The sequence below is a fragment of the Psychrobacter sp. TWR1-1-1 genome (genome assembly GCF_049895865.1).
GTDB classification, from domain to species: Bacteria; Pseudomonadota; Gammaproteobacteria; order Pseudomonadales; family Moraxellaceae; genus Psychrobacter; species Psychrobacter immobilis_A.
Genome location: NZ_JAFCTE010000009.1, coordinates 45,184 through 57,964 on the forward strand (window position 1 = coordinate 45,184; position 12,781 = coordinate 57,964).

Annotated in this window: 9 protein-coding genes; 8 read left to right on the forward strand and 1 reads right to left on the reverse strand. The window is 44.0% G+C overall.

The features are described 5' to 3' along the window. Positions 1-168: 168 nt before the first annotated feature. The 8 genes from gmk (at position 169) to ACP69U_RS09860 (ending at position 11,695) form a co-directional block, all read left to right on the forward strand. Positions 169-795 carry a guanylate kinase gene (gmk, locus tag ACP69U_RS09825; protein ID WP_055124697.1) on the forward strand — a complete coding sequence of 209 codons (627 nt, stop codon included), beginning with the start codon at positions 169-171 and terminating at the stop codon, positions 793-795. 197 nt (positions 796-992) lie between these two features. Next, positions 993-1,253 carry a DNA-directed RNA polymerase subunit omega gene (gene rpoZ, locus ACP69U_RS09830; RefSeq protein WP_045444217.1) on the forward strand — a complete coding sequence of 87 codons (261 nt, stop codon included), beginning with the start codon at positions 993-995 and terminating at the stop codon, positions 1,251-1,253. Between the two features lie 412 nt (positions 1,254-1,665). Next, on the forward strand, positions 1,666-3,864 hold the full coding sequence (locus ACP69U_RS09835) for a RelA/SpoT family protein (RefSeq protein WP_426138436.1): 2,199 nt from the start codon (positions 1,666-1,668) through the stop codon (positions 3,862-3,864). Positions 3,865-4,100: 236 nt separating this feature from the next. Continuing rightward, entirely contained in the window at positions 4,101-4,481 is a 381-nt protein-coding gene (locus ACP69U_RS09840) for a RidA family protein (protein ID WP_426138437.1), read from the forward strand. Positions 4,482-4,699: 218 nt separating this feature from the next. Next, on the forward strand, positions 4,700-6,985 hold the full coding sequence (locus ACP69U_RS09845; protein ID WP_426138438.1) for a primosomal protein N': 2,286 nt from the start codon (positions 4,700-4,702) through the stop codon (positions 6,983-6,985). A 258-nt stretch (positions 6,986-7,243) separates the two neighbouring features. Then, a complete protein-coding gene (locus ACP69U_RS09850) occupies positions 7,244-8,434 on the forward strand; it encodes a cation diffusion facilitator family transporter (protein ID WP_193008576.1) in 1,191 nt (396 codons plus the stop codon). A gap of 594 nt (positions 8,435-9,028) precedes the next feature. Further along, on the forward strand, positions 9,029-9,733 hold the full coding sequence (locus ACP69U_RS09855; protein WP_193008575.1) for a hypothetical protein: 705 nt from the start codon (positions 9,029-9,031) through the stop codon (positions 9,731-9,733). 75 nt (positions 9,734-9,808) lie between these two features. After that, positions 9,809-11,695: a monovalent cation:proton antiporter-2 (CPA2) family protein gene (locus ACP69U_RS09860; protein ID WP_193008574.1), complete on the forward strand. Its 1,887-nt coding sequence runs from the start codon at positions 9,809-9,811 to the stop codon at positions 11,693-11,695. 73 nt (positions 11,696-11,768) lie between these two features. Here the strand turns inward: ACP69U_RS09860 and ACP69U_RS09865 are convergent, their stop codons facing one another. Next, positions 11,769-12,698, reverse strand: a complete 930-nt coding sequence (locus tag ACP69U_RS09865) for a pilin (RefSeq protein ID WP_193008573.1) — start codon at positions 12,696-12,698, stop codon at positions 11,769-11,771. Positions 12,699-12,781: the final 83 nt, after the last annotated feature.

Sequence of the window (12,781 nt, forward strand, 5' to 3'; positions counted from 1 at the left end):
AAAATAAAAGCCACAAAAGCAGTTTATAATAGTGCATCGATGACAATGTCTATCGCCATACATGATGGCGATTTTTCTTTTTACCAGTTTTGAATTGTTTACTAAAACAGCTTTGGCTCTTTTACTCGCACAGATTTGACTAGCACACACTCCATTAGGACAAATTGTATGACAGGTTCATTATTTATTATTACCGCTGCCTCAGGTACGGGCAAAACCTCACTGGTAAAGCAGCTACTTGCCACGACTAATGACTTAACCGTCAGCGTATCACACACCACGCGCACGCCGCGTCCCGGCGAGATTGATGGTCATCATTATCATTTTACCGATGTCGAAAAGTTTGTGACTGCCATCGGTGAAAACAAGTTTTTAGAACATGCTGAGGTCTTTGGTAATTACTATGGTACCTCGGAGCAAAGCGTGCGAACGCAATTAGAAGCAGGCGTCGATGTTATTTTAGAGATTGATTGGCAGGGCGCACTACAAGTCAAAAAAATCTTTACTGACGCCATTATGATTTTTATTTTACCGCCAAGTATTGCCACTTTACGTCAGCGTCTATCGACGCGTGGGCAAGATACTATGGAGGTAATAGAGCAACGTCTGGCTGGCGCAGTGACTGAGATGGCGCAATATGTCCATTTTGATTTTGTGATTATTAATGACAATTTTGAGGTCGCTTTGACTGAGCTAAAAGCCATTATCGTGGCGGACAGGCAGACGCTTAAGCGTCAACAGCAGCGGTATCATCGCACCATCAGCAATTTACTTAGTAATAAAGTAGAAGAGTAAAGCAAGAGCGAAATACTACTGTCAACTTAGTCGATGAGCGCCTATTAATAGATACGTTAATAGACACGCAAAAAGCAACTACGCGGCTGGGCAAAAAATGCTATAATGTCTCGCTATCCCCCTTTATATTTTGATATTATTTTTATTGAGTGGCGGGCAAGCTCCGTGACTAATAAAAACAACCGAGGTAGCTACATATGGCACGAGTGACGATTGAAGATTGTTTGGATAATGTTGATAATCGCTTTGAACTGATTTTGGTGGCAAGCAAACGCGCACGTCAATTGGCCAAAGGTATCGCAGAACCATTGGTTGATGTGGATAATGACAAGCCTACGGTATTGGCATTGCGTGAAATCGCTGCTGGTAAAATCACTCGCGATATCCTAAATCAGCCAGAGCACAACTTTGCCACCAGTTCATTAGATTTGGCACTGTCAGGCGATCATGGTTTTTAAGACACTGTATTATTAAGATACAGCATTGAAGATTTGTCGTATGAAGCCTATAAAGCTAACCACTGCCTTATAAGACAAATCCATACAGTGATGACATATTGACGAGAGACCACAGCATAGGCTGTGGTTTTTTGGTTGTAATGGCTGATTGCTGTGATATTGCTTTGACTGTTTTAGTCACCATTTATACCTGAAAACCTACCATTGAGTTAGAATTTCTAAATTTTTATAGCACCTGTTCGCTTAGCAGTTGACATTGAATGCGATTTACGATTAATTAGAGGATGGTCTACCTATTTTTATCTTTTTTCTCGAAATTTTTTATATTTATAGTATTCCAGCATTCATTCAGTCACCATTTACCCGATAGACAGTCAGGCAAACAGGTAATGGAAAATAGGATCGTTACTTTATGAGTCAAACCTTACCCAAACTCAGCCATCATTTAGTCGATGAGGCTCAATATAATTTACTGCGCTCAGTAGGTTACCTCACTGCTGCTGAACGCCGTGATATTATTGATGCCTGTGAGTTCGGTGATATTGCGCACATCAAAGATAAGCGTAAATCAGGAGAGCCTTATATCACCCACCCGATTGCGGTGGCCGAGATACTGGCAGGTTTTCGTTTGGATCGAGATACGATTATTGCAGCGATTTTGCATGATACGGTCGAAGACACCGAGGTGAGCGATGAGCAGATTGAGCAACGCTATGGCAAAATAGTGGCGAGACTGGTCGACGGTGTGACTAAGCTAAAATCATCCTCACACAATAAACAGCAAAACAAAGCAGCCACCTTTCATAAAATTTTGACAGCCACCCTTGCCGACCCACGTGTATTGATTATTAAGCTTGCTGACCGCTTACATAATATGTCGACACTGGATGCAGTACGCCCCGAAAAACAACGCACTACAGCACAAGAAACGTTGGACTTTTATGTGCCGTTTGCGCGGCTAATGGGTCTTAATGATATTGCCGATTATATCGAGGTGCTTTGTTACCGTAATCTTGATTCTGACATGTACAACAAACTGTCTGACAAGCTACTACAGCACGGGCTTGGGCGTAACTTTCAAAGAGAGGCCATCCATCGCTATTTGAGTATTGTCCTCAATAACTTGGGGTTGAATGGTCTGGTCAAAGTTTTAGACAATCGCGTGGTCATCTACCGTCAGTTTTTCCGCAATCGCGGTGAAATCAACGCTCTGCTCCGTCATTATGCCTTTGAGATTGTCCTCGATAATGTCGAAGCCTGTGACAAGCTGGCCTATTACTTAATTAAAAAATACCAGATTGATGACTCTCATATCGCTGATAATATTCGTCGTCCGCTACCGGGTGGCAATCAGTCGCTCACGCTTATCTATGAGCGCGATAACGATGTCGTCAAAGTGACGATTTTAACCAAGCAAATGCAAAGCGCAGCGCGGCTTGGTGTCATCGGTGCAGAGCATGCCTCAGACGTTAGCCAATCGGTTATCCAAGCCTCATTACGCAATATGAAAGACTTGGTCGATGAAGACAGCTTAGATGAAAATAGCCCAGACTTTTCAGCGGCAGTCTCTACCATTAATGAGCTGATGGATTACCTACACTCCAGTAAAATCATCTGTTATAGTCCAAAGGGTCGCGCTTATGAGCTGCCACAAGGCGCAACCGCGCTAGACTTTGCTTACGCTGTCGGACCGATGGTCGGCAATGTAGCCGTTGGCGCCAATATCGATGGTAAAAAAGCCAAACTTGGCACAGTCGTTAAGAATGGACAGCTGGTTGAAATAGAAGTCAATAGCCACTCAGAACCAAAAGCAGAATGGCTAGGATTTGTCGTGACCAATAAAGCGCGTGAAGAGATTTTGCGTTGGTTTAAAGACTTGTCTCCTGCTGATAAGCAGCACCATGGTCAACAAGCCTTAGATCGGGCGCTAAAAACCTATCAAAAAAGTCTCGATGATTTAACCGATAGTGATTGGAAAAACCTCACTGAATGGCGTGGCTTGACCGAAAAATCCGAACTATTCGAGCAAATAAGCTCTGGTACGTTATTACCACAGCTGGTAGTGACTCGCTTGTTTAGCGATGAAGTCAATGATTTGCAAGCACAAGAACACAGCGATAATATGACCCAACCACAGCAGCTGATAGTCAATGCGTCTGGGGTTGAGCTTGATTTTGCCAATTGTTGTCATCCTATTTATGGTGATCCTATCGTCGGTCACTTGTCCCGTCACGGTCTGGTTGTTCATCGACACAAGTGCTTTTCACTTGACGATATTCGTAAAGACAATCCTTATCAGGTTATACAACTGCGCTGGCGTAATGACAAGGCCGTAAAACAAGGTGACGCTGGCGAACATGACATAAAAAATACCGGAAAAATTCGCTTTCCAGCCTATTTAAAACTATCTATTGCCCTCAGCGACGAACAGATTACTGAAGTCATCTATCATTTACGCCAACTAAATATAGGGGTAGAAAAAGTAGACGTGCGCAGTAGTGACACCATCATCCATATCATCGTTCGCAGTCGCAATCATCTAGCACAAGGCATTCGCGAGCTACGCTCCTTGCTAGGTTTCCCAAACATCATCAGGCTGTATCAGCTGTAGTGCTGGTAACAAGGTGTAGTGCGCGTGATACATTGCCACCAAAACTCACTCAATAGAACATTGAATAATGGTTTTAGAAAATTTTAGAAAGACCTGAAATAATGATAAACTGTGTTTTTTGATTTTTAGCAAATAAACGTAGAGCGTGTCATCATTTGTATGGTGAAAAACGAGATGTAAATGATGAATAATGCGCCCTTACCTACCAAACCAGAAAAAGATAAAAAGGATATAATATGACTCGTCAAACCATTCAAACTGATAAAGCCCCTGCTGCCGTTGGTACTTATTCACAAGCCGTCAAAGTCGGTAACACCGTCTATATTTCAGGACAATTGGGTTTTGACCCTGATACCATGGAATTAAAAGAAGGTTTTAAAGCACAGGCTGAGCAAGTGTTTGAAAACATCAAAGCCATCTGTGAAGCGGCTGATGGCAGCTTAAATGACGTAGTTAAATTTAACGTGTCATTGACTGATTTGAGTGATTTTGCGGCACTAAACGACGTGTTTGTTGCCAATTTGAGCGAGCCATATCCTGCCCGTGCAGCCGTCCAAGTAGCGGCGTTACCTAAAGGCGGTGTGGTCGAGATTGAGTCAATTTTATATATTGAGTAACTTAAGCCATATCATCATGTAAATAGTAAGGCTTAATACATAGACGCACTTAATTCTCAAGTCATTACGCCAAAAAAGCCACTGCTAAAAAGTAAGGCCAAAGTAAGCCCAAATATCAATATTTGGGCTTATTGCTATTATTCTTATCAATATTACAACCCAGTTATCCAAAAGCTGGTTATCTAAAGTCCATTTACCTGAAACTGGGAACGCATTTTATGTTGGTACAAGTTGCTCTACCCGTGCCCCTTTATCGGGTATTTGACTATAGCGTACCAGCAGATATCAACGCCTTATCAAGCCCTTCTTTGCCTCATATTGGCTGCCGTGTCGAAGTATCCTTTGGTCGTCAAACTTTAATCGGTATCGTCGTCGCTCATATTCCAGAAGCAAATAGCAGCGTGCCACTTAATAAGCTAAAACCTATCAATAAATGCTTGGATGCTGAGCCTATTTTAGAGACCAGTATGCTAAAGCTGGCACATTGGCTGGCGCGTTATTATCACTACCCGCTTGGTGACGTTTTAGCAGTCATGCTGCCAACGCTCGTTCGTCAAGGTAAGCCGCTGGATTTACTGATTACCCATTGGCGAATTTTGCCACAGGTAAGCGACGATGACTTTCGTGCCAACGCCAAAAAACAAAAACAACAATTTGATATGCTTAAGCTGCATGGCGAGCGCGGCGCGAGTGAAGATGTTTTATTACTAGAAGGCATGGAGAGGAGTTTTTTAAAAGCGCTCGAAGACAAAGGGTTAATCGAGCGCTATATTCAGCCCAAACAAGCACCTGCGCCTGTTAAATTAGCAAAAATGCCCCTTGATCTCAATGACGAGCAACAACTCGCCGTTACCGCCATTATTGCGGCTCATGAAGCCAATCGCTACACGGGATTTTTATTAAATGGCATCACTGGTAGTGGCAAGACAGAAGTCTATCTGCAAGCAATGCAAGCCGTATTGGAAGCTGGCAAGCAGGTGTTGATTTTGGTACCAGAGATTGGATTGACACCGCAAACGCGCGCGCGTTTCGCCAGTCGCTTTGCCGCTCACATTGTCTTATTGCATTCTGGCATGAACAATACTCATCGCTTACAAGGCTGGCAAGACTGCCGTACCGGTCACGCTCAAATCATTATTGGCACGCGCTCAGCGGTGCTATATCCTTTTGCAGATTTGGGCTTAATTGTCGTTGATGAAGCGCATGATGGCTCTTATAAGCAGCAAGATACCTTGCGCTATCATGCCGCTGACGTGGCACTTTATCGCGGACTACAAGCCAATATTCCTGTCGTACTGGGTACGGCGACGCCATCTCTTGAGCATCTAAAACTGGTCGATGACGGTAAGCTGGTGGAGTGCCAACTGCAAACTCGTCCCGGTAATGCGAAGCTTGCAACCATGCAGCTGATTGATGCGCGCCTGCAAAGCACTCATCAACAAACGACGGACGACGGCGCGCGCTATGATACTGGGCTGACCGATGCGCTTATTGGGGCAATACGGCAAACGCTAGAAGCGGGCGATCAAGTATTAATATTTTTAAACCGTCGCGGCTATGCACCAGTTTTGCTATGCGAAGCTTGCGGTTGGCAGGCAGATTGTCCACGCTGCGACGCGCATCTAACCGTTCATTATAACAGCCAGTCCCAACACAACGCTTATAGTAGCTCCTATCTAAAATGCCACCACTGCGACTGGCAAGCTTATATTCCAAAAGTTTGCCCTGATTGTGGCAGTCAAAATTTGGATGCCAAAGGGATGGGCACGACAAGGCTCAGCGAAAACCTGCATGCAATTTTTGCCAATCCGCAAACCAGCAAAGAGCTTTACCCCATTATCCAAATCGATCGCGATACCACCAGACGTAAAGACAGCTGGGAGAATATCTATCAGCGTATCAATCAAGGCAATCCTGCCATCTTGGTTGGCACGCAGATGGTCGCCAAAGGTCATCATTTCCCCAATGTTACGCTTGTCTGCTTGCCAAACGCCGATCGTGGTTTCTTGTCCGCCGACTTTCGCTCGCCAGAACATACTGCGCAATTGATGATTCAGGTCGCAGGACGTGCCGGTCGCGGTGATAAATCTGGTCGTGTACTCATTCAAACGCTGCAACCAGATAATGAATTACTATTAAAACTGGTCAAAGACGGTTATTTGTCTTTTGCTCGCGAGCTATTGCAAGAGCGTAAAATGATGGGTTTACCGCCACACAGTCATGCTGCCCTGATACGCTGTGAAGGCAAAACCCTTGCTGCCACGACGCAAGCCCTTAAAGATGCCATCGCCATTCTGCCAAATGGACATAATCTCGCCGTACTAGGACCTATCGATGCACCAATGAGTAAAAAGAACAGTCGCTACCACGTACAACTGCTACTTTTAGGCAAAAATCGACAACAATTACACCATGTATTAAACCAATGGTGGCAGCCCGTATTGACCTTGCCAAGTGCCAAGTACCTTAAACTCACTTTGGATATCGACCCTGTTGGTTGGTAGCCGCCAATTACTAACCATCACTTTTTAACTCAGATTATTCTGTCCGCTACTAGGCCGTGTCCCTATTTAGAGGATAATCGATTGAACTGAGGATACGCCCTCAAGAACGTTATTCTAAATAGTAACCAATGGTTTACTGCCTAGATACAGCAAGCATTTATTAAATATGCTAAATTCTTTATATCTGGCTAGTTTGTGCACAGCAAGTCCAGCCTTATAAGCAATCAAATTTCCTCTTCTGTCATTCTGAGTGTTGTTATGAGTCAAAATAAATCAAACGCTGAACAAGGCAACCATTCTCATCAAAATGATACTGTTAATGTGGCTAACCATCTGCATAAAGAGGATGAGAGCAACTACACTCATGACAATCAAGCCATTCACGATCACGATGAACACTTAGAGCAAACAACAGCCCCGCGAGATACCAAGGGCTATCAGCGTACTTTGCTGTTCAGCTTTATCATTATCACAGGCTATATGTTTATTGAAGCCATCGGTGGCTGGCTGACTGGCAGTTTGGCGCTATTATCTGATGCAGGTCACATGCTCAGTGATGCAATCGCACTTGGCGCGACGTTAATGGCATTTAAAATTGGAGAAAAAGCAGCCACTCATCAAAAGACGTTTGGTTATAAACGCTTTGAGATTTTAGTCGCAACAGTCAATGGTGCGACGCTGGTCATTATTGCGCTAATGATTTTTTATGAGGCGATTAAGCGCTTTAATTCACCGCCTGAAATTGCTACCCAAGGCATGCTTATCGTTGCTACTATCGGTATGTTGGTCAATATTTTGGTTGCGTGGCTGATGCATCGAGGCAGTCGCGGCGAAGATGCACATGGTCACAGTCATGCTGGTAGTCATAAAGACAGTCTTGAAGACACTCAAGGAAAAAATGCGGGTAAAAAACCAGTCAACCTTAATATGCAAAGTGCTTACCTGCATGTATTGAGTGACTTAATGGGTTCGGTTGCCGCTATTGTTGCCGCGCTTTTGATGATGAGCTTCGGCTGGGTTTGGGCGGATGCAGCGGCCTCGGTGATTGTCGCGATACTGATATTATTTAGTGGTTATCGCGTCGTGCGTGATTCCGTACATATTTTGATGGAAGGCACGCCAGAAGGCATATCCTTAGTGGATGTAGAAAAAAAACTGCTTACCCATCCGCAAGTACAAGAAGTCCATGATTTGCATGTTTGGAGTATTACCAGTGGTCTAAATGCCTTGTCTTGTCACGCCGTTGTCGATGGTGAAATGAGTATTCATGAATCAAGCATATTGATTGCCAATTTAGAACAAAGTTTGCTTGAACTCGGCATCCATCATGCGACCATTCAGGTAGAAAGCGCATCACATCCGCAGACTGAGGCACATAGCGATGCACTGGTCTGCGATATCTCAGAACAACAAACAGAGGGTAATAATCATATTGGTCACAATCATTAAGCATGAGACATTGAAAATCAGACTTTGAAAGTCAGACATTAAACATTGGAAGGACCATTCTTCATTCAAATATCAATTTAAACGTTGCCTATGATTGATTGGCGACGTTTTATCAAGTGGTGGCAATCATAACGTTATATGCACCACATTAGCCAAAGCGTTGTTATTAACCAAATACCTAACCCCAATGATAAGAATATGATTCGAATCCAAAAATCTCATGCGTCAGTCCTGATGTGCGTTACATAATCAGATGTCAAATAACCAGCTGCCATATATGACGCAACTAGCAACCAAAATCCAAATAACAGCGCCAGTCCTGCCGCGAAAACCCTTAAAATTATTTTGCTAAAAGTCTTCAATAATCCGCGCAACTTACTATCAACGGACGAATCATCGTACATGAACATAACTTCTTATGCGCCGACATAAACAGGCTTTATTTTACATAAGCTTATATCACGCCGATTTTTAGCATTGTAATGGCATGTTAAAAATGATGGGAAATTTAGCCTCGCCGCCATATTTTTCATATAAATTCTGTATACTTAAAGCTGAAACACCCAATTTACCACTAATGGATTATTTTCTGCCATGTCGAGACGCTCAGCTCCTTTTGTTGCTCCAAGCTACATTGATGACCCTATCTCAGCAGAGGGTAAAAAGCATGCCAAAGCATTGTTATCAACATTGCAAGAAGACATTGCTAGCTTTCGAGATGAGCAGTTTCCGCCTGATATTTTGCGTCAAGTTCGTGATATGCCAATTTATGAAGGCAATATTGCCGAAGTCCAAGCATATCAGCAGCGTTGGCATAATCTGCTTGAGCGCGCCATGGCGTTTTATCCTGCTGCCAATTTACCGCCCGATCATCTGCCGCTACCAGCCAGCCTTGAGATACCGCAATTTATCTATCATGTTCAAAGGCTACATTTGACCAAGACTCGTGCAAAAGAATCCAAAAGCTTCGGTTCGGTCGGTGCGCTTACTGATAAGTGTGGTGACTATAGTGCTGATGAAATTGCGCGTATGAGTGCAGTATTTGATAATGATGATGAGGCGCGTTTGGTGGCGCATCGTGAATTTATTGATTTGCGCGCTTATGTATTTTGCCGAGATAGTAAGGGCGAGATGCTGGAGCCTGAACGCGTGCGTTTTTATCGAACGGGGCTTATCGTCCATGCGCTGCCCGATTTCAAAATCGTAGACAGTCGCCAGACCCCGCGTAAGCGCCGTAACGATGCTTATAACAATCCACTTGCCGATAATGGTGTGTGGAAGATTTATCGTAAAAAATAACGTATGCTAAGATTTTTTATTTTTGCTATACCCATATTGTAACGCTTATTTTATCATGATTGCTAAGGATTCCAGATGTTCGCTGCCGCCACCGGCTCACCAAATTTAATGTTACAAGCTACAATCTTCTTAGGAGCAGCCCTGCTCTTTGTACCCCTTGGTAAACGTTTTGGCATTGCGACGGTCTTAGGTTATCTCATTACAGGATTGATATTGGGGCCCAGTGGTCTGGACGTCGCAGGCGATGCTGAGAGCTTGTTGCACTTCTCTGAGTTTGGCGTGGTCATGCTGCTATTCATTATCGGACTTGAGCTGCAACCCTCACGATTATGGGCACTGCGGCGTTCGATATTTGTCCTCGGTGGTTTGCAAGTTGGTCTGACTGGCACATTATTAATGGGGCTGTTACATCAAATTTTTGGCTTACAGCTCGATACTGCTTTTATCGTCGGTTTTGGCCTTGCCTTGTCGTCCACAGCTTTTGTACTACAAATACTGACTGAAAAACAGCAGCTTTCTAGCACCCACGGTCGTGAAGCGTTCACGATTTTATTATTCCAAGATATTGCGGTTATCCCTTTGCTAGCCGTCATTCCTTTCCTATCAGGGGTGCGCGAACAAAGTTATGATTTGATTTATTTTGGCAAAGTTTTTGCGGTTTTTGCTGGACTGATTTTTGCTAGTCGTTATGTCGTTCGTCCCTTCTTTAAGTTTGTAGCCTCTAGTGGTGCATCAGAACTGCTGACCGCCGTTGCGCTATTTATCGTGATGGGTGTGTCTATTTTGATGGGTCAAATTGGTTTATCGATGGCATTGGGTGCTTTTTTGACAGGGGTACTGCTCGCAGATTCTGAGTATCGCCATGAGCTAGAAGCCAGTATTGAGCCGTTTAAAGGGTTGCTACTTGGCTTATTTTTTATGTCGGTCGGTATGCTGACTGATGTCAAACTTATCTTGGCAAAACCTATGTTTATCATTGGCTGTGCAATGGCATTGATGGCTATCAAATTTGGTGTCATTACCGCCATTGCAAAGATATCAGGCAATCGCTGGCCAACCAGTATCAGACTGGGTGTGACGCTCGCTCAAGGTGGTGAATTTGCTTTTGTTTTATTCAGTGTCGCTACTGCTCAAAATGTGTTGCGACCTGAGCTTGCCAACACCCTGAACCTTATCGTCACTATCTCCATGGCGCTCACACCACTGGCATTTTTGTTACTTGAGAAAATCGGTGAGCCTTTATTTGCCAAAAGCAAACCCAGCCGCGAATACGATGCCATCCCCGATCATGAACATCAGGTTATTATTGCTGGCTTTGGGCGCGTCGGTCAGATTATCGGTCGTGTACTACGCATGCATAACATCGAATTTACCGCCATTGAACGCTCAGCGAATCGCGTCGATTTCGTGCGTAAATTTGGTAACCAAGTCTATTACGGCGACCCAAAAAACCCTGAGATATTGCGCGCGGCTGGTATTAAAAAAGCCCGTGTGTTTATTTTAGCCATCGATGATTTAGAGCGCTCTATCACCACGGCTCAATACTTACGTAAAAACTATCCAGACTTGATTGTCTTGGCACGGGCACGTGACCGTCAGCATTATTATCGATTGCGTGAGGTCGGTGTGCGTCATATTTGGCGTGAGACCTACTTATCATCCTTGGATATGTCGCGTGAGTCGCTACAACTGCTTGGCATCTCACCAGAAAAAGCGCGCGAGACGGTGCAAACTTTCCGCGATTACGACGATGACTTAATTGAACGTCAGCAAGCGATCTATGATGATGAAGCCAGCATGATTGAATCCGCACAATCAGCGATGGCAGAGCTAGAAAGCTTGTTTGATGAAGACATTGATAAAGCCCGAAAAATGGACTTAACGGATTTTTATGACGCGCTAAAAAGTAAAGCAACACCTGTTGATAAAAAGGACGACGTTGCAACTGACTCTAACACCTAAATATTTATATATTTTAAAGCGTGTTTGATGATTCACAAATAGTCAGTGTCATGGTTAAATCATCAAACATGCCCTAATCGGGCATACAGCTTGCTGGTGCCAGTTTCTTATTTAGTGAACTTGTACAGTTCCAACTATCGCTGTCTGGCACATGGTAAAAAACCAGTGTCTGCTGATTTAGATAGCGGATAGGGAACTGAACATTTTGTATGGTCGCAATGACTGCACAATCCGTTTCGACTACGCCAGCGGCCTCTTTATCGATATCAATTCGTATCTGCTGAGTGCCTGTATCAATAGGTAAATTCATTGGACATTGCCCTGTCTGTTGATAAATCAGTGCCACACGATTTTGTGCCGTTTTGGCTGTATCATACGCATCGAACAGTACTTCATTGGCTTTTGGCTTGGCAATAATTGGCAGAAACTGTATCTTAATGACCATTAAAGCAAAGGCAAAAATACCAAACCCCAATCCTAGCCCAAATAGACTGACCCCGCCTTCTCGGCGCAGATGCGCCTTTTGCGCTGCTTCATCACGCGGATAATCATCGATAGCATCCGCAATCTCACGTCGCGCCATGCGGTAATAATACGCATCCGTCCAACGCGCCACCATAAATGACCAAAATAACCAAATGATCGCGGCAATACCTATGCGTGTCGCCATCTGGTAAGCATCAGGGATAAAGGGCATTGCCAAAAATTCAAACGCAACCAATACCAGTGCCACATTAAGCTGAATAAACGACCAGCCTGCTACGCTATAGACAATCGCATCCATATAGCGTTTGCGATAGAGGAGCCAAGGAAACGTCACAAAAAATGCTGCCCAATGCCATTTTGGCGACAGATAACCTTGCGTATCGAACTGCTCAAAACGTTTCAGATAATAATGCTGGCTACGGTGACCGATAAACCATTTATCAAGTTGTGTACGCTTAGCAGGAGTCAGCTGTTCTTGATAAAAAGGGGGCGGCGAATCCGTCTCGATAAATAGCATAGATGACCCCTATTAACGATGAAGAAAAATTTAAATCCATTACTCACTTTATATGATAACGCCAAAACCGATGTGCAGAACAG